15 protein-coding genes are annotated in these 19,625 nt (G+C 45.2%); 6 read left to right on the top strand and 9 right to left on the bottom strand.

The window, feature by feature from the left end:
* Positions 1–85 precede the first annotated feature (85 nt).
* Positions 86–1,780 carry an ABC transporter ATP-binding protein gene (locus BMY75_RS08405; protein WP_074832524.1) on the bottom strand — a complete coding sequence of 565 codons (1,695 nt, stop codon included), beginning with the start codon at positions 1,778–1,780 and terminating at the stop codon, positions 86–88.
* A gap of 755 nt (positions 1,781–2,535) precedes the next feature.
* Between BMY75_RS08405 and BMY75_RS08395 the strand changes: the two genes are divergently transcribed.
* The 3 genes from BMY75_RS08395 to BMY75_RS08385 all read left to right on the top strand — a co-directional run bounded on the left by BMY75_RS08395 (position 2,536) and on the right by BMY75_RS08385 (position 5,752).
* Positions 2,536–4,044 carry a sodium:solute symporter family protein gene (locus BMY75_RS08395; RefSeq protein WP_081350498.1) on the top strand — a complete coding sequence of 503 codons (1,509 nt, stop codon included), beginning with the start codon at positions 2,536–2,538 and terminating at the stop codon, positions 4,042–4,044.
* A gap of 282 nt (positions 4,045–4,326) precedes the next feature.
* The gene (locus BMY75_RS08390; protein WP_207646267.1) at positions 4,327–5,307 is read left to right on the top strand and encodes a CPBP family intramembrane glutamic endopeptidase; all 981 of its coding nucleotides are present in this window, start codon (positions 4,327–4,329) and stop codon (positions 5,305–5,307) included.
* 40 nt (positions 5,308–5,347) lie between these two features.
* Complete coding sequence (locus tag BMY75_RS08385) at positions 5,348–5,752, top strand: helix-turn-helix domain-containing protein (RefSeq protein WP_074832512.1); 405 nt, start codon at positions 5,348–5,350, stop codon at positions 5,750–5,752.
* A gap of 112 nt (positions 5,753–5,864) precedes the next feature.
* On the opposite strand, the gene BMY75_RS08380 is transcribed toward BMY75_RS08385, so the two are convergent.
* From BMY75_RS08380 to BMY75_RS08345, 8 genes are all read right to left on the bottom strand, one after another.
* Entirely contained in the window at positions 5,865–7,475 is a 1,611-nt protein-coding gene (locus BMY75_RS08380) for a hypothetical protein (RefSeq protein WP_074832508.1), read from the bottom strand.
* The gene (locus BMY75_RS08375; RefSeq protein WP_081350488.1) at positions 7,444–8,379 is read right to left on the bottom strand and encodes an ABC transporter ATP-binding protein; all 936 of its coding nucleotides are present in this window, start codon (positions 8,377–8,379) and stop codon (positions 7,444–7,446) included. The genes BMY75_RS08380 and BMY75_RS08375 overlap by 32 nt, the downstream gene beginning before the upstream one ends.
* Entirely contained in the window at positions 8,376–8,738 is a 363-nt protein-coding gene (locus tag BMY75_RS08370; RefSeq protein ID WP_074832505.1) for a GntR family transcriptional regulator, read from the bottom strand. The genes BMY75_RS08375 and BMY75_RS08370 overlap by 4 nt, the downstream gene beginning before the upstream one ends.
* Before the next feature lie 89 nt (positions 8,739–8,827).
* Complete coding sequence (locus BMY75_RS08365) at positions 8,828–9,271, bottom strand: LptM family lipoprotein (RefSeq protein ID WP_074832502.1); 444 nt, start codon at positions 9,269–9,271, stop codon at positions 8,828–8,830.
* A 27-nt stretch (positions 9,272–9,298) separates the two neighbouring features.
* Positions 9,299–10,138, bottom strand: a complete 840-nt coding sequence (locus BMY75_RS08360) for a hypothetical protein (RefSeq protein WP_074832498.1) — start codon at positions 10,136–10,138, stop codon at positions 9,299–9,301.
* Between the two features lie 34 nt (positions 10,139–10,172).
* The gene (locus tag BMY75_RS08355) at positions 10,173–10,979 is read right to left on the bottom strand and encodes a hypothetical protein (RefSeq protein ID WP_074832496.1); all 807 of its coding nucleotides are present in this window, start codon (positions 10,977–10,979) and stop codon (positions 10,173–10,175) included.
* Positions 10,980–10,999: 20 nt separating this feature from the next.
* The gene (locus BMY75_RS08350; RefSeq protein ID WP_074832493.1) at positions 11,000–11,395 is read right to left on the bottom strand and encodes a hypothetical protein; all 396 of its coding nucleotides are present in this window, start codon (positions 11,393–11,395) and stop codon (positions 11,000–11,002) included.
* A gap of 162 nt (positions 11,396–11,557) precedes the next feature.
* Positions 11,558–12,013, bottom strand: coding sequence for a hypothetical protein (locus BMY75_RS08345; protein ID WP_074832491.1), 456 nt, complete (start codon positions 12,011–12,013; stop codon positions 11,558–11,560).
* Positions 12,014–12,615: 602 nt separating this feature from the next.
* Between BMY75_RS08345 and glmU the strand changes: the two genes are divergently transcribed.
* The 3 genes from glmU to BMY75_RS08330 all read left to right on the top strand — a co-directional run bounded on the left by glmU (position 12,616) and on the right by BMY75_RS08330 (position 19,474).
* The gene (gene glmU, locus BMY75_RS08340) at positions 12,616–14,031 is read left to right on the top strand and encodes a bifunctional UDP-N-acetylglucosamine diphosphorylase/glucosamine-1-phosphate N-acetyltransferase GlmU (RefSeq protein ID WP_074832487.1); all 1,416 of its coding nucleotides are present in this window, start codon (positions 12,616–12,618) and stop codon (positions 14,029–14,031) included.
* 486 nt (positions 14,032–14,517) lie between these two features.
* On the top strand, positions 14,518–17,580 hold the full coding sequence (locus tag BMY75_RS08335) for a GDSL-type esterase/lipase family protein (protein ID WP_242940208.1): 3,063 nt from the start codon (positions 14,518–14,520) through the stop codon (positions 17,578–17,580).
* A gap of 424 nt (positions 17,581–18,004) precedes the next feature.
* Positions 18,005–19,474, top strand: coding sequence for an SGNH/GDSL hydrolase family protein (locus BMY75_RS08330; protein WP_074832481.1), 1,470 nt, complete (start codon positions 18,005–18,007; stop codon positions 19,472–19,474).
* Positions 19,475–19,625: the final 151 nt, after the last annotated feature.

Raw genomic sequence — 19,625 nt, 5'->3', positions numbered from 1 at the left:
ACATCTGCGGGCGGGATCATTTTTACGTACATAAAAAAGCATGACCGCTCTAGCAAAGAACGATCATGTCATTAAAATTCTTAGTTCATACTTCAGAGAAATCTATCACCCTATCGCAAATCTCCAGCGCAGCAGGACGATGTGTCACGATCACGACCGTCTTGTCGGTCATACTGCGCAGATTCTTGAGAAGCTGCTTTTCCGTATCGGAATCGAGGGCGGAGGTCGCTTCGTCAAGCAGCAGAATCGGGCTGTCTGAATAGATCGCCCTTGCTATCGCTATTCTCTGCATCTGTCCCTCCGAAAGACCTGTGCCGCGCTCGCCAAGCAGGGTATCTATGCCTCCGTCAAGCTCCGATACAAAATCATCAGCGCAGGCGATATGCAAAGCACGGTTGATACGTTCGTCGTTCTGCTTATCCGTCTTGTCGGCAAATGCGACTACCTCACGGATAGTGCCCGACATCAGCTGATTGCCTTGCGGAACATAGGCGAACAGCCTGTGCCATTCGGCAGAAAGCGTTTTTTCACCGTCCGTATCAAGCAGATAACGCTCACCGCGGTCAAGCTTGTAAATACTCATGAGTAGTTTCAGCACCGTTGATTTGCCGCAGCCGCTGTGTCCCGTGAATGCCACATACTCGCCCTTGCCGATCTCAATGCTGATGTTTTTAAGTACGATAGGCTGATTATCTTTGGTCAGGTCTTTGATACTGTCAACCGCGGGATAATATGTAAAATCGGCATTTTTCAGACCAAAAGACTTTAACTTGTCGGAGTAATATTCCTTGACTGTATCAATATCGAGAGCCGTTTTCTCACTGTCGTTGGCAAAAGTCTCTATCTCCATAAGCCGCTCTGCACTTGCTGTCATTGCATAGAATCTCGGCAGATAGCCTGTGATGTTGGCAAAGGGCGACTGTATCTGTGATATCAGCTGTGTTATCGCGGTAAGAGTACCATAGCTTATCGTGCCGAGGAGTATACCGTAACCGCAGTAGCACACACCGAAAAGATACATTCCGTTCATGGCAATCCCGAAGCCGATATTGCAGAAGTTGGAGAAGTGGTTTTTCTTCATTCGTGCGAACTTGTGTGCCTGCATTTTGTTGACAGCTTCATCTTCCGTCTGCTGTTCGGCAGCAAAAGAACGTATCATCATCATACTGCCGATATGCTCCTGTAAAAATATCCTTAGCTTGCCGTCACGTTCCTGCACCTGCTTGTGGAGCTTTTTCAGCACCTTGCGGAAAGCGTAGGTGAAACCGATAAGAATCAATCCGCAGGGCAGGAGAACGCAGGCAAACCGCCAATCAAGCACGATCATCATAATGACAGCGCTTATCAGCTTTACCACCATTCCCACCAGTCCGGGGAGTATCTCCACATAGGCATTTGCTACAACTACCGTGTCATTGGTCAGCCTGTTCAGCCATTCGCCCGAATGGACGGCATTGACGCTTGCAAAATCCTTCCTCAGGATATTCCGCATGAGCCGCGCCTTGAAAATATTCTCAAAAGTCGATTTTGAAAGCTCATTCAGCCAGCGCAAGACAGCCCGCATTCCTATCTGCACAAGAACAAGCAATGCGGTCAGCAGGACGTAGTGCCAAAATCCTGCCTTGTTATGAGCCGTTGCGCTGTCAACGATATTCCGCAGCAGCAGTGCATAAAGCACTCCGCTTGCGCCGTTGAGAGCCTGAACCAGCATCAGTGCGAGGATATACAGTTTTTTCCCTTCGGGGACGGCATAGAGCCATTTTATCGCATTGTTTTTCATCTTATTTCTCCGGAGATCTAACAGCAAACGGCAGACAGCCGAAGCCGCCTGCCGTCAAATGCTTGGTTTTAGCGTTCAGAAATCATTATTCTTCTTCGACAACTTCTTCAAGCGGACCGCCCGATGACACTATAACATCTGCACAGTCAAAATGAATGATCTCCATTTCGGGTTTCTGCATTTTCTTTTCCATATTTACTCTCCTGACTTTTTATGCTTTCCGATTTTATGATTATCCCACTGACACACCATACTAAACGACCTTTTGATGAATAATATTCGTTATTATACCGGTGCAGGAAACAGTGGGCTAAATGGATAACCATATTTCATTTAGTAAACATATCTGTATATTTACTTCGATATTTCCACATGAATAAAAAGTGTAATTTTTGTAACCTTTTTAGTATTGTATCATATATGTTCATGAGTGTCAAGCGTTATCAGCGGGATAATTTGTTAGGAGCGCCTTTTTTTGCCGTGATGGGCAGTATATTTCTTACATATTATGGTAATTCTGAGATTTCTCTGGTAAATATGCATAAAAGCCGCGAAACAATTTTGTTTGGTATTCTTTCCTCAAAAAACTCTGCCGCGGTTGACAGCGGCGGGAAAATGTTATATAATATAACAGTCGGTTTATTGGATAAAAGCATAAAAGCGTTAAAACTTTAATGCAATGACCATGAGCCGTCAAATATTTTAAGGAAGTGTTCATATTGGTATTAAGATGGATCATTCTTGTGGTGTACCTTATGCTGATGATAGGTATCGGCGCGTACTACCGCAAAAAGACAGCGAATGTTAATGACTTCGTCCTCGGCGGCAGAGGTCTAGGCCCCTGGTTCACGGCTTTCGCTTACGGTACTTCGTATTTCTCGGCTGTTATATTCGTGGGATACGCAGGAAAATTCGGCTGGGCTTACGGTGTGGCTTCGACATGGGTCGGCATAGGCAATGCGATAATCGGTTCGCTGATGGCTTGGCTGATACTCGGCAAGCGCACACGTACCATGACAAAGCATCTGGACGCTAAGACTATGCCCGAGTTCTTTGAATTCAGATACAACTCAAAGACTCTGAAAACGGTGTCAGCACTGATAATCTTCATATTCCTTATCCCCTACACCGCATCTGTTTACAACGGTCTTTCTAGACTGTTCGAGAAGAGTTTCCACATTGATTATGAATGGTGCATAGTGGCTATGGCTGTGTTCACCGCGATATACGTTATCATGGGCGGATACAAGGCTACTGCCCTCAACGATTTCATTCAGGGCATAATCATGCTGATAGGAATTGCAGCTGTTGTTGTGGCTGTGCTTAAAGTAAACGGCGGATTCTCGGGCTCCATGGAGGCTATGGGCGCTATCCCCGATGCAAAGGGCAACACAGGCGTGTTCAACTCGATAATAGGCCCCGACCCCATAAACCTGATAGGCGTTGTTATACTGACTTCTCTCGGTACATGGGGACTTCCTCAGATGGTACAGAAGTTTTATGCAATCAAGGACGACAAGTCCGTTGTTACAGGTACTGTAGTTTCCACCATATTCGCTGTTGTAGTTGCAGGCGGCTGTTACTTCCTGGGCGGTTTCGGCAGACTGTTCATGGAGAAGAACGAGAAAGGTGAGCCCATTGATGGCTTTGACGCTATCGTTCCTACTATGATGGATTCTCTGCCCAGTGCACTTTTCGCACTGATAATCGTGCTGGTGCTTTCGGCTTCCATGTCTACACTGTCTTCACTGGTTCTGACTTCCAGCTCGACACTGACCATCGACCTTATCAAGCCCCTTAAAAAGAACATGAACGAAAAGGAAGAAGTACGCATCATGCGTATATTCATCGCAGTGTTCCTGCTGATATCCGTTGCTATCGCAGTATACTCTCTGCGCGGCGCAAAGCAGGATGCTATGGTGATATCCTCACTGATGGGCATAAGCTGGGGCGCACTGGCAGGCGCATTCCTCGCACCTTTCATGTACGGTCTATTCTGTAAAGGCGTTACCAAGGCGGCTGTTATGGCAAGCTTCATCTGCGGTGTTGGCATAACTGTTGTTCATATGCTGATATACACCTTTGGTGTCATCCCCGATGCTCCCAAGACACTTGGCGGTCTGACACTGGCATCCCCTGTTAACGCAGGTGCTTTCGCAATGCTGTTCGGTCTGATAGTTGTTCCTGTTGTGAGCCTTTTCACAAAGTCTAATGACGAGGACAAAAAAGCTACCGAAGCTGCATTTGAGTGCTACACCAAGTAAGACACTCTTGAAATCCCCTGAGGATTATGCTATGATAAGAACAGCGGAAGTGCTGTTCACATCTATACGATACATGAGCCACGGCAGTTTTCCCGCTGCCGCGGCTTTTTTTGTATATATCGAGAAAACCCCGTAAATACGGACTTGCCACGATAGTTAACGCAATTGTTATCCTGCGTGGACAGTTTTCCTGCGAGCGTTGGTAGACTTCTCCGGGCTGAAATGATATCATTATCCCATCAGCTGAAGCGCGAGAGCTTCACAAAATTTCAGGAGGGATCAATGATGAAAACAAACAGTATCGCTATCGGGAAGATCAAGTATCAAAGCAAGGCGGGAAGCTTTTTCAAAAGTATATCACCCTTCAACAACAAAAAGGATATACCCACAAGGCTGTTCATTATCAAAAATCTGCTGGCATACCTGCTGTGCAATATTGGCGGAATGGTCATCGGTACGGCTATCGTTGTGCTGATACACTATCCGCTGGGGAAAGACCCTTTGAAAGGCGAGGCTTTTGAGGGTTACGCGGGTCTGCTTTTTACGATGCTTAACTATTTTCTGCCATCTTTGTTTGTGATGTTTTACTGGCGGGTCATCGGGAAGAAGAAGCTTTCGGAGATGTACGTCAAAAGGGGCGTGTACTATTTTATAGGCTGTTTCGTCGGCGGAGTGCTTGTGACATTATGCGCAGGGCTGATACTGCTCACCGGTGCTGTAAAGGTCAGCGGACTGACATCCCATCCCGACTATCTCGCGATAGCGCTGAACGGTGGTGTTTGGGCTTTTCAGAGTTTTCACGAGGAGATACTTTGCAGAGGTCTGGCATTCTCATGTTTAAAGGACAAGCTGGGAGTACCTGCGGCATTTGCGCTGAGTACCGCGGCCTTTACTATACCTCACCTGAGTTCTATGAAAGGTGCGGGTGTAGTAGTCACGGCGGCGGGCATCGTGAATCTGATGCTTATATCGGCAATATTCACACTTATCATGCTTCTGACTGAAAGTCTGTGGGCTGCCTGCGGTGCGCATTTTCTGTGGAATTTCTTCCTGGGTAATATATTTGGGCTGACTGTCAGCGGAGCAGTATCGGAATCACCTGCGCTCATCAGTGCCGAGAGTGTTGGCAGGAATGTCCTGAACGGTGGCATCTTCGGCATTGAAGCGAGCATTATCACAACAATGGTACTCGCGGCATGTACGGCAGTGCTGTTCTTTGCATGGCGCAAGAAGAATATGGAAAAAGCCACTGTATCGGCGTGATATGGTGCATAATGGAACAATGATGAAAGGAGAAACAGTCATGGACTTTAATAATAAACTTTACGAGCTGAGAAAGCAGAAAGGTCTGTCACAGGAAGAACTTGCCAATCGTCTGAACGTTTCAAGACAGACTATCTCTAAATGGGAAGTTGGGGATTCTACTCCCGATATGGAAAAGCTGGTAGCTATCAGCGATCTGTTCGGTATTTCACTGGATGAATTGGTGCTCAACAAAGCTCCCGAGGCGGAAACTGCCCATGAAGCACCCGTGCAGACCGCAGGGGCAGAGATGTACCATGATATAAAGAAACACGTCCTCACCGAGGGAAACAAGAAGAAAGCCAAGAAAGGCTTGAAGATAGCCGCTATCGCTGCGGGTGTGATACTTCTGATAGATATTATCAGCTTTGCTGTATATGTTGCTATAAACGGGTTCCCGAAATGAGGGCTCAGGGATATATTAATAGAAATCAAAAAGGCTGCGCAGGATCGTATTCTGCGCAGCCTTCGAGGTAAAGAAGAAAAACCTGAATGCTTATTTATTACCCAAGGGGCTTTTAGTAGGATCCGACATCCTCGTAAATACGATCGTTGACATCGTCTGTTTCATCAGAGAGGATGTCCTGTGCGTCTTTCAGGAAGTCATTAAGCTTATCGGGCGGGATAATAAATGATACGTTATAATCTCTCCTATCTCCGAAATCAATGTTGTTGGAGATAGTATTATCATCTGACAGGCTTATGTACACATTTACATTGTCGCTCGGTACGGCTTCATTTTTATAAACTCCGCCAAACATCATATCAAGGAAAGCCTCTGTACTTCTGTTTTCAAGGGTATAGTATTCATCAATGAGTTTATTCAGCTTTTCGAGCTTATCATCAAGCTCGGATTTCTTGATCTCATTTCCGTGATATCCGCTTAAGAAAACGGTATCATCATTGTAGGGATAATCAGCTTTCCCGCTGACATAGTAATTATCATGGAAAGAGTGTCTGTTCTGTTGCAGATATGAACCATTGGCATACTGCGTAGTTGAGATCTGCATATCTGCGTTATCCCACTTGAATTCTTTCATGCGGAGCTTATAGTGTCCGAAGCCGCCTGTGAAATAGCCTGCTGCCATTATCACAAGGAATATACCAAAGCAAGCCACATACTTCAACAGCCATATCAGGAAAGTCTTCGGGGTGATCTTTGCTCTTGCGGCAACTATCCTTATAACGAGATAGATTATCAGAGCCAGTGTCAGACCTATTCCCCATGATTCAGCATAGGAGAACATCGTGAAGAGGGTGAAAAGTCCCGCGAACATAAAGAGCTCCATGAAAAGGTCGTAGACCATAGGTCTGCCTACCTGTCTGCCGTCACGCTTGCGGTAGATGAAGAATGATGCGAACACCAGCAAGCAGCTTGCTGCCATATTTATACCAAGATATACCCAACTCTCTACCGAACTGAAATCATATCCACTCTCTATGCTTAATGCTATCATGCCGCCGAACATTGCTAAGAATCTGTTACTTATGTCTTCGCTGAAACTTACACTTGAGAAATTATTTGTAATAAAATTGTACACGAGAGTAGGTGTAAGGGTCACGCAGAAAGCTGTTATCATGGAGGTGTAGACACCCTCAGCCTTTGCGCCGCAGCAGCACATACAGAATATGCATATCGAATCAACAAAAAGAGCTTCCGCAAGTACTATACAGTGTATCTTGAACAGGAAACTAAAGGTATCCCCGATCACCGCATGACCTTTCACACAGCCTATCATCAGTACGAAAAGGCTTGCACAAGCTAAAGGTATGAGATGCAGCTTTGCAACTGCCAGGATCTTTGAAAGGAATCTGTCCTTTGCGCTCATGGGCAGTGAGAGCTGTACATCGGCGGTCTGCTTGTTGGTCAGGTCGCTGAACACGCCATATACTGCGAATGCACCGAATGCTGCTGCAACGAACATCAGGAACAGTCCGAAGAAATTGTCATAATTCGGAAATAATATCCAATTGATGTCATCGCTGTCGTAATTTTTCACCGTGAATTCGGAAGCTTCAAACAATGCAGCTGCCACGGTTATTATCAGTATCATCAGCCTTACCTTGCGCCTGTTGCGGCACTCGGCTGCGGCTGCCTTATTTATCTTCTTTAAGTATGTCTGCGCCATAACCTCGCACCTCCAGTTCGTATATGAATATCTCTTCAAGGGTAAGGGGTACTGCTTCAAGCAGCACGGGAGAAAGTCCTCTCAGTCTGGGCATTGAATCTTCTGCACTGCCTCTTACTATCATCTGTGCAACGCTTCCCAGACGTGAGAACTGCATTATCTCCAGTCCTGTCTGCTCTGCCATCTCCCTGGTCATCTGAGCATCTTTAAGAGCCAGCTGTATCTTGCAGAAACCGCTCTTGATCTCGTCTATCTCATCTGCGAATATCAGATGACCCTGATGTATCAGCATCGCTCTGTCGCAGAGCTCGTTTATCTCGGCTACGTTATGGGAGGATACTATCATGGTAGCTCCCCTGTCCATAAGTTCATCGACTATCATGGTCTTTATTATCTTTCTCATGGCGGGGTCAAGACCGTCAAAGGCTTCGTCCAGCATTATGTACTTGGTCTTGCAGCTGAGCGCCGCTACCACCACAGCCTGTCTTTTCATACCCTTTGAGAACTGTGACATTCTCTTGTTCATGGGAAGATCAAGCTTGCTTATCAGCCTGTCGAAGACTTCCTCGGAAAACTCGGGATAGTAGCTTGAATAGTAGTTTTTAAGGTCTTTGAGGGTATAGTTGGCATACTGTATTGTTTCATCGTTAACGAAGAATATCTTACCCTTGGCTTCGGGAGAATCATATACCTCGATGCCGTCTATCTTTATGCTGCCCGAGCTGCAGGGATATACTCCGCATATCATTCTCATCAGCGTGGATTTGCCTGCGCCGTTTGAACCCAGAAAGCCGTATATGCACCCCTCGGGTATCTCGATGGAGATATGATCGAGAGCGATGAAATTTTCTTTTTCATCCTTGCTCTTTTCAAACACCATCATGACGTCTTTGATATCTATCATTTGTTATCCTCCTTTTGCAAAGCGTCCAGTCTTTCTTTCAGCTCAGTGACGGTCACTCCCGCCCTTATAGCCGCGGACGCCGCAGAATCAAAATCTTCAAACAGCTTTCGCTCGATATGCCCTTTCTGCTTGGCTACAAAGCAGCCCTTGCCCGCCACGGAATATATTATACCATCATGTTCAAGCCTGCTGTAAGCCTTTGCCACGGTATTGGGATTAAGTCCAAGTTCCTTTGCCAGGGATCTTGCGCCCGGGAGCTTGTCATTTTCCTGCAAAGCACCGCTGCCGATAAGCTCAGCGAATCCCTTGCATATCTGCTCGTATATGGGCACTCTGCCTGTAAGGTCTATATTTATCAAGAGCTTTCCTCCTCTCGGAAATGTTTTTGTTGTCTCATTATATGCTGTATTTATTCAAATGCGGTTTATGCCCCCGACGTTCTCTATATCTATATAACGTCTATACCCGTCGTGGAAATGATCCATTTACCGTCCTCGGGCTGTTTTATCAACCACACCTGTACATTTTCATGTTCATCAAAATCAAATTTGCCACCCATGATCGCCCTGATCGCAACAATAGGTTTTCTTGAAAAGTGATAATCGACCTCAAAGCCCATGCAGTCTTCAACGCCGCATTCTTTCTCAAACATACCCATTTCAATTAGCTTATCTATGACCTCGTCTGTACACACCTCGTCGCCGAGATACCGCACAGAGTCTGTCTGTTTTCCGTTAAGCTCATATGTATTTACGATCTCCTCTACTGCGGCAGATGTTTCTTCTTCGGTATATTTCTCCGAGATCACACTGGCTTCTACCGCATTTTTGCCACAGCCTGTGAGTGTGAATGCCATTGCCGCAGCAACAGCGATCAATACAAGTTTTTTCATATGGTTCTCCTTTTTTTCAGCAGGATATCATTCTGCTGTTGGTTTCCCGGGGATATTGTATTCTGCTATTTCCCAGTCTTCGTCACCTTTTTTTGCTAGATACCATTCGGTATCTGTCAGTATAGTCTTGTCTTCCGAAGAATAGACATCGGCATATATCTTCATGCAATCTGTATAGTTCGTGCCGTTCTCTTTATTTATCTTATCCAGCGCTTCGTTTGAAGCGAACTCATCGCCTGCATATACTCCGTGAACTATGCAGTAACCCTCATATTCCTTATTATCGATAACTATCTCTGCAATATCGGTAACTGCCCAGAGTATATCATCGAATTTATATATTTTTGAATCGCCGGTATTTACGCTTGGAGAAAACGAATATTTATTATCACCATCGTTGTAGAACTCGTTGACTAATTCCCAGTTTTCGCTGCCTGTCCTGGCATAAAGATACGTTACGTCATACTCTTTAAAACGCTCGCTGAAACCTATATCGCGCAAAGCTTCCCATATCGAACGTGGTGTTACAGTACACTTATAGCGGAGATGATATACCATACAATCTATATCATCATATGCAGCTATCTCATTGGTTTCATTGTAGTGATATATCATAGCTTCTCTTTTGTAGAATTCCTGTGAAGACTCGCTGTCGCCCAGATAGGAACTGCTCAAAACAGTGACATGAAGTCTTTCCATAAAGCACTTTATATCTTCTGTAACAGCATCAAAATCCTCATCGGAATATATCGAAGATCCGCCTTTTGTGATCTTATCAATACTGCGGTGTGACGATAAAGCCCAAACAGCTAAAGCTCCACCGATCAGACAAACGACCGCTGCCGCTATCGCTATGATCTTTTTCATATCATGTTTCTCCTTTTGTGCCGACAGCTAAACATCATTCTGCTTTGGATGCTTCGGGAAGATCACATTCCACTACTTCCCATTCGCCGTTCTGCCTTGCCACAAGCCATTCTGTGTCTTTTACGATATCAGCTTTTTCAGCTGAATAAAGATCGGCGTGCATTTTCATACAGCCATCATATTCAGTGCCTTTGCTCTTATTGAGCTTATCCAGTTCTTCTTGAGAAGCGCTTTCATCGCCTACATACCTGATATCGAGCAGTTCGCCCTCAAAGCTTTCCTTATGATCGAACCAGTACTCCATAGCTTCAGCGGCGGCTGTTCTTTCTTTGGCATTATATATATCTGATTCCCATTTTGCAGGTCCGTTCTCATAATCATACTCCGCCGAGCAATCACATATATATTTCCAATCGCCGTTTTCGTCATTTTCAACGATAAAGGCACCAAGGACAGTTGTACCGAAATATCCCTGAAAGCCCTCAATATCAAAAGGATTATCAGCTATTGCCTCAATTATATTAGAGGGTGTTTTCGCGCTGCGCATCTTGACCCTGAATGTAAGGTAATCTCCGCTGATGTCATTGGTATCTTCGCCGTTTTTGTACTTATATATCTTTACATACTTGGCAGTATCGCTGTATGAAATATCCCCCATGAACTGACATTCAAAATTGGATTCTTTTTCTGTGATGCATTTGGTCGTGATACAATTTGCGGCACTTGCAAGTTCCTCAGCGCTGTACACGTCCGATGTACCGTCAATATAAAGATTAGTTCCGCAGCCCGTCATTGTCAGTGCCATGACTGCCGCTGCTGAAAGTGCTATAAACTTTTTCATTTCTCTCTCCTTAGCTGCCGTCACTTTACCTCAACCACCTGAACGCCCGAACAGTCAATCGCTTTTTCGGTGCCGCAATATGCGATGTTGCCGAATTTCTTATCGTTTGTTATCCAACTGATAGTATCATATTCGCTGTTGTCTTTTTTCATTTCCTCAACATACTCATCAACGTATTTTTCGGTATCGAACCAGAAGAATTCAATGTACTCGTCATCTTTTTTTCCGTTGAGAACAGTAATGGTGTCATCGTCTTTTTTTATCTCATCGGTACTTACGTCATAGCCTTTTTTCTCTAAATTCTTTGTCATCTCTGTTACATCGGGGTAATATGTACCTCTGCCGTCCATATAACAGCCCCCGAACATTAGGCTTGATATCACGGCCACTGCTATCATAACATATATATTCTTCATTGTGTTCCTCCCGATAGACCGCAGGCGGCGGGAATAGCTGTCACCGCCGCAAGTGATCTGCTTTTTTTCATTTTTTCTCCTTAGCCGAATTCCGTGATCATTACCTGCCGCGGCTGTTGTTGCTGCTGTCTTTTTTGTTTTCTCCGTTCTTTCGTCCTGCCCTCAGCCTGCATCTGTGTAGCTGACTTCGGCTGTTTCCCAATCTCCGTCGCTTTTTCTTGCCAGCGTTAGATTCATCTTTCTCTCTGAGATATCCACGCAGGCATTTCCGCTGCGGATAGTAGCCTTTATCAGCGCCAGTGGGCTGTATGACTGTCTGTAATCAACTGTGAAGACCATATAGTCGGTGTACCGCTCGTCGTCTCTCAGCCCGAGATCATTATTCAGTGTAGCCAAGGTATCTTCATCCGTGCTTACTTCATCACCATTGTAGTCTATGTTTAAGGTGACACAGTCGATGTCTTTCAGGCTGTTCTTTATATCTGCCTGAGCTTCACAAAAATCCGCTTCGGTGAATACTGTGCTCTGACTTTTCTCTGCTAATTCTTTCTTATTTCCGCAGGCTGTCAGTCCCAGAGCAAAGACCACAGCGGCAGTCAGTGCTATTATCTTTTTCATTTTGTTGTCTCCTGTTCTTTCAGATGCTGCTCTCTTCGTCCTCGTCCATATCCCACTTGCGAACTCTTCTGAATTCCTGTCCTGCAAGCAACAGGCATATCCCAAGTATGCTTACTGCAAATATCATCAACTCTCTCATGTCGTCCTTCCTTTCTGTCCCCGTTTCTTTTATTTATGTGGGGGCTGTCTTGTTGTTTCGTTTCATTCGTCCTGTGTGTACTAGGTGTATTATCTGTCGTAGTACACTTAGAGTTTACCACTCATGCCTTTATTTGTCAATAGGTTAGGTAGATTTTCGGCATATTTCACAATTTAAATATCTATATCCGCTCAATCAATGTGTATTACATACAGAATCATTCATCGTTTTCGGATATTCAGTGTATTACCAAGTGTACTACTGTACTATCTCCGCATTACACACCCCATCGGGTGTACTACTCCGGCAGAACATTATAATAACGGAAACAGGCTGTGTTACGCGGCAAAATTCGATAATTTTACACCTTGACTTGAATGTATAAAAGTATTATAATAGACAGGTAATGTGCCGTCAGCACAGGAATGCGGCGGTTTTATGTATGATTTTGAGGGGGATACTTATGTCTAATAATGTTATTATACTGGCAGGCGGTCAGGGCAAGCGAATGAAGATAAATTCGCCCAAGGCACTTTGCAATGTTGTTGGCGAGCCTATGCTTGAATGGGTAATGAGTGCCTGCGAGGACGCAGGTCTTGACGAGATATGCATCGTAAAGGGCTTTGCCGGCGAACAGATAGATGCTTATGTTGAAAAGAGAACTTCAAAGGCTAAGGTAAGCACTGTATTACAGTCCGAGAGACTGGGTACAGGTCATGCGGTCATGATGGCTGAGGAATTCCTAAAGGCTAATACAGACGGCAATACTCTGGTGCTCTGCGGCGACGCTCCTTTTATCGATGCGGCTACCATAGATGGTGCTTTGAAGCTCCATCTGCAGAAGAACTGCGGTGTTACTGTTGTCACTTCCGTTGTTGAGGACGCTACGGGCTACGGCAGAGTTATCCGTACAAAGCACGGTATCTCAGGTATAGTTGAGCACAAGGACTGCAACGCAGACCAGCTTTCCGTCAAGGAGATAAACTCAGGCTGTTACTGGTTCAAGACAGCTGACCTGCTGGAAGTTCTTTTCGAGATACAGCCCAATAATTCTCAGGGCGAGTACTACCTCACCGACTGCGTTGAGCTTATGATAAACAAGGGCAAGGCGGCTGACGCTTTCATCTCCCTTAACCCCAATGTTGCTCTGGGCGCAAATGACAGACGCGGTCTGCTGAAACTGAACGATATCGCAAGAATGGAGATAATCAACAGATGGCTTGATGACGGCATCGAGTTCACCTGCCTTGACGGCGTATCCGTTGGCAGAAATGTAACCATCGGCAGAGGCACACGCATAGAGGCCGGTACCGAGCTGAGAGGAAATACCGTTATCGGTGAGGACTGCGTTATAGGCAGGAACTGCATACTGGAAAATACCGTTATCGGCAACGGCGTAACGCTTAATAATGTTCAGGCTTATGACGCTGTTGTTGACGACAATGCCAAGATAGGTCCTTTCGTTCAGCTGAGACCCGATTCTCACGTATGCAAGGACGTTAAGATAGGCGATTTCGTAGAGATAAAGAACTCCACCATCGGCGAGGGCACTTCCGTTTCTCACCTTACTTATGTGGGAGATTCGGATGTCGGCAGCAATGTAAACTTCGGCTGCGGCGTGGCTACAGCTAACTATGACGGCGAGAAGAAGTTCCGCACTGTTATCGAGGACAATGCGTTCATCGGCTGCAATACGAATCTGGTTGCGCCCGTATGCATCGGCAGAGGTGCGTACACTGCCGCAGGTTCTACTATCACTGGTGATGTCCCTGCGGATGCCCTGGCGATCGAACGCGGTCAGGCTGTTATCAAGGAAGACTACGCCAAGAAGAAACTGGCTGCCCGCACTAAGAAATTTGAGGACGCTCACAAGGACTGATTTTTAAAACTTAAAAAAATATTAATATGCGCTCACAAAATTTTGTGGGCGCATTTTTATATATATTTGAAGGGGCGCAGGAAAGAAAAACCGCGTATCTGCTTAACAACAGCTGTTATGTTCACGTAAAGTTAATATGAAGCCACTGTAAAATGATGTGATATTCTGCATATCATTTTCAATTCAACCATTGACGAAACTATGTTTTTGTGATATAATATACTCAATTCACTGTGATCAGCGGAAATAGCGCAATTTCTGGCAAGACCACAGCATCATTCATTAGCCTGAGCAACGATTTCAGCTTGCATGATGAACGCAGCAGCTTAACAAATCATAAAGCCGTTCTTACGTATTTTGGTGATGAAAAATAGTTTTAACGGCATCTGTCCCTGCGCTCATAATAATTGATCTGTTCAGGTCGGGTTGTTTATTAAGTACATTTAAGTATGGTCTAATAACATGAAAGGACAGTTGAAAAAGAATATGGACTACAAGAATATGAAATCAAAAAGGATCCTTGCAGGAATGCTCGCTCTGCTGCTGGCTTCCGGCACAGCACCGGTAAACTTCGGCAGTGCACTTACAACAGGTGCTGCCATTGCAGAGGGTATCGGGCCGAAAAATGAGAAGCCGGGAACAGATCACTCTGACAGAAATGAGAAAGCTGAAACTTCAGAGGATATAACAAGCAGCGATGAGACTGAAACTGTTACTGCAGATGAGGACAATACCGCGTCCGAAAGTGTAAACGATTCCAATAACGGCAGCAATACGAACGACACTGAAGCTACTGATTCGGAAACTACAGATCAGGAGACCGCTGACGAAGAAACCACCGACGCTGAAACGACCGATGCAGAGACAACTGATGAGGAAACCACCGATGATGAATCTGTCATAATCATCACACCTGACATTGATATCCCTATCGGTGCTGAGATTTTCATAAACTCCGATGATCATTTCTTTGACGGCAAAACATCTTTAAGGATAGGAAACGTTATATCCGCTGACAGAGCAAAGCTGGATTATGACAGTTATGACCTTCAGTGCGGATACAAATTCATGTTTAATGCTCCTAACAGTTCAGGCAGCTTCACTATCGGCATTGCCAATGAAGACGGTTCGCTGACACCTCTCGGTCTCGTATGCGTAAGCGGCAGCGGCACAAAGAACGATCCTTATATGTTTGAAGCTGTATATAAAAAAGAGGAAAAAAAGAGGAATGCAGGCAGCTTTGTTACAGTCGATTCAATAAAAGAGGCTGTTGAAAAAATGACCGATGTATCTCCGGAAGATGCAAAGGCATGGCTTGCTGCAAACGCTGATGCCATCAAGGCGGCAGAACCGGATTATCATGGCACCTATGATCTGTTTTTCATGTATAAAGGTGATTACTATTGTAAGACCATTACATATAATCATCTTAATGCCGACTACATCACAGCTCACAATTTCAAATGGGATCATATCAACGAAAAATCCTACAAGTCCATCATGTACCAGTGTCTTGGTCAAAAAGAACACATACTTGTCTGGGGCAATGCTGACGAACAGGCACCTGTCACCTACATAAAGACCGAAGCCAAGGAACCTACCTGCACTGAAGCCGGCAACAGCGAATACTACAAGGGTCCTGACAACAAGTACTATAAACTTGAAAATGGTGTATACACCGAGATAGCTGAAAATTCCTGGGTAATTGAAGCCAAAGGTCACAGCTATGGTCAGCCCGAATGGATATGGAACGATGATCTCACCGCAAGCGCTAAGATAGTTTGCGAGGAATGCGGAGATATTGTTTACTTCGAAGCTGATGTGACTTCTAAGGTCATCGCTGAACCTACCTACGCAGCAGATGGTAAGATCATGTATATCGCTGCTATCTTGTTTGAAGACAATGTTTACAGCTGTACAATGACTGTATCTGTACCTAAGTTTGAATTGACTTACGTTGAAGCCGTAGCACCTTCCTGCACCGAGGGCGGAAGTATCGGCTACTGGTACGATGCGTCCAATGACAGGTATTTCACCGATGAGAATGGTGAAAACGAGATAACAAAGGCTGAAACCTTCGTTGAGGCAGTTGGACACACTATGGGCAATAAAGTTATCGAGAACTATGTAAAGCCCACTTATTTGAGCGACGGCGGTTATGATGAAGTGTATTACTGCGTTGTCTGCGGCGAAGAGCTCTTCAGAGAGCATATCGCACTCAGCAAGCTCAAATACAAAGCTCCCGCTTTGACATATACCAAAGCAATAAACGCTGTAAATCTCAGCTGGGCACCGGTAGAAGACGCTGAAAGATACGGTATCGCAGGATATGTGAACGGCAAGTGGCAGCTGCTGTACAATTGCGAAGATACTTCCTTTGTACTTAACGGACTTACCGAAGGCAGGGAGTATTGGATCGCTGTTATTCCAAAGTGCAACGGCAAGTGGATAACAGACTTCTCCAACGCTATAGTTGTATCCTCCCAGAGCACTGTAGGCAGATATCCTATTCTGTCAGCTGTTGAACACAGCGAAGAGACCCACCAGTTCAGGCTCAGATGGTCTGCGGTAAAGGGCGCTCAGCAGTACGGCGTAGCTGTATATCTCTCGGGCAAATGGCAGATAGTAAAACAGGATATCCCCGCAGAAACTACCTATTTCACTTCGCCCAAGCTCACAGCAGGCCAGACCTACAGAATGGTCATCTGCGCTAAGATAAACGGCAAGTGGGATACAAGCAATATCAACGCAAGATCATTCAGTGTTACTGTACAGCCCGAAGCATCTGTAAATCACGGCAATTATGAAGCCGATGACTTTGTATTCTCGGGAAATGTCTATATCGTCGGCGACTCCACCGTATGCAATTACAAGCCTGAAACCACCGAAAGCAAGGGCAGCTGCGGCTGGGGCATGAAGCTTGGAGAGCAGTTTGAGGGCGTAAATGTCACAAACCTTGCAAGGGCAGGAAGAAGCTCACGCAGTTTCATGAATGATCCCGAGTACAAGATACTGTGTGATTCAATAGGCAAGGGCGATTATCTGTTCATTCAGTTCGGTCACAACGATGAAAGAACAGCTGAACCTCAGCACGCTGCTTATCCTTATCTGGAATTCTCCACACTGGACGGCGAAGGTAAAAATCCCAACGGACAGTACTCCTATGAATGGATGCTGCTTAACAAGTACGTCAAGGTCGCACAGGAAAAGGGCGCAACTGCTGTGCTGGTAACACCTGTATCCAGACGCGCCAAGGACGGTACAGCAATGATCGAGGAACACAAGCAGTATTCCGATGCTGTTGTGGCACTTGGCAAGAAATACAATATCCCCGTTATCGATATGACCACCAAGACCGCAGAGCTTTATAACAAGCTTTACGAAGAGGGCGGTGAGGAAGCAACTGCAGAACTGCACTGCTACCTCGATGAAACAAGGACAACGATAGATAACACACATCTCAGCGTAAAGGGATGTGAGCTGATAGCTGACATACTCGCTGAAGAGACTAAGACCCTTGGTCTGAAGATCTCGGAAAGACTTATCTAAGCTGATCACATATGATCCTCTGTACCGCTTGGTGCAGGGGATCATATTATTTATCAGGAGCTTGCGAGACATAATGAAGCTTGATCGGACATATTTATATAAGCGCAGTATGTTATGATACTGCGCTTTTTTGCTTTTAGGATTTGAGTAAAAAGAGCTTAAAGTTTAATAATATTAATATGAATGCAAAGCAGGACATTTGATAATTATCATTTTGCTTGATAAAAGTCAGATGAAAATTTTGTATGATATGCACAAGAATAATGTGATATTAACCAAAATCGTTGAAAACCACTTGAAAAATCTGCTGAGTATGATATAATATGAAATAGAGAAGTATCCCCTTTTAAAGGGATACTTCCGGGAAGGAGATACGGTGATCGCACCGAGTTTTTTGGTGCGTTTAAGGAAAGGAAAAAAGAATATGAAATTGAAAAACAGCATTTTTGCGGGACTATGCTCGGCGGCTTTGGCAGCGAGTATTATCCCTGTATCTGCTGAGGGAAGTGATACGGTATTCTGCGAGGCAGTTCCGGATAATGTCAGGATACTCGGCAGAACGGTATATAACGATGATTCACTGTGGCTTGCGAACTCCGTTTCGGGCGTTGAATTCACCGTGACAGGCTCACAGGTCACTTTCAATCTGAACGTATCGGGCGACCCGACACGTATCGGGGTATACCTCAATGGTCAGCTTTATCAGAGAGGTCTTATTGGCGGTTCGACAAAAGCCTCTAAAAAGGGCAGTGTGACAGTACCGCTGGCTGATGGCGAGAATACCGTAAAGCTGATCAAGCTTTCGGAATCTATGCAGTCAGAGCTTGGTATCGACAGTATCGAGACCGATAAGGGAGCTTCAATAAAGCCTACTGAGGCTATGGAAAGAAAGCTGGAATTCATCGGTGATTCAATAACCTGCGGATACGGTATCGACCTTCCGCTGAAAGACCCCGACACAGGCAAGAACAACACATTCTCCACCGTAAGCGAGGATGCTTCAAAGACCTATGCATATCAGATTGCTGAGATGTTTGACGCTGATGTGAATTTCTTCTCAATGAGCGGCTGCGGTATCTGGTGCAACTACGGCGGCAACAGAGACCACACGATGGAGAAGTATTACACAAAATCCAGCCTGAACACCTGGAACAGCATATCATCTACGGGATATACGCTGATACAGTCCTTTGACTGGGATTTTGCACAGTATCAGCCCGATTGTATCGTGATAAATCTCGGTACCAACGACTGGTCGTATTTCGGCAGCCATATCGAGGAGACTGACAATTTCGAGGAGAGCTACGCAGATTTCCTTAAAATGGTCAGAGATAACAATCCCGATGCTAAGATCATCTGCACACTGGGTATGATGGGAGCTGATCTCTTCGGCAATATCGAGAGCGCTGTTGATTCCTATAAAACTGAAACAGGTGACGAGGAAGTATACACACTGGAGCTGGAAACTATAGACAAGACTTCGGAGGGTTACGGCGTTGATTATCACCCTATGGCGGCTACAAATACAAGAGTGGCAGCTGAGGAGCTGGGACCGTTCATAGCTGAGATCATGGACTGGAAGCTGGGTACAATGCCTGATGATGGTACGCTGACTCATACTCCCGATGATCTTGTTGTAGGCGAGTATCACGAACAGCGTGAGAACCAGGACGATGAAAGTTCGGCAGCTCCGGAATCTTCCGCGGCTGACAGTTCGGACGCATCTTCGGGAAGCGAGAGTGCTTCTTCCGACAGCAATAATTCTTCAAATCAGACAGGTACCACCACAAATCCCAATAATTCAAATCAGAATCCTACTACAGGTCTGGCAGGCGGCATGGCAATGATCGCTCTTATGGGCGGCGCTGTGATCATGTCGAAACGGAAAGAATGATTGATATATCCACAGGATAAAGCGGTATCTAAGCGGCTATTTAAGGCGAATTCTTCACTTTATGACACGTCATGCACAGTTTATTTCGTTATAGTCACTGTTAAATAATTATTGTGAAAAATTTTCAAAATTACTTGCAATTTTAAAAATA

Origin of the sequence: Hominimerdicola alba (assembly GCF_900109655.1) — a bacterium.
In the GTDB taxonomy this organism is placed as follows: domain Bacteria; phylum Bacillota; class Clostridia; order Oscillospirales; family Ruminococcaceae; genus Hominimerdicola; species Hominimerdicola alba_B.
This window is presented reverse-complemented; position numbering and strand designations above follow the sequence as displayed.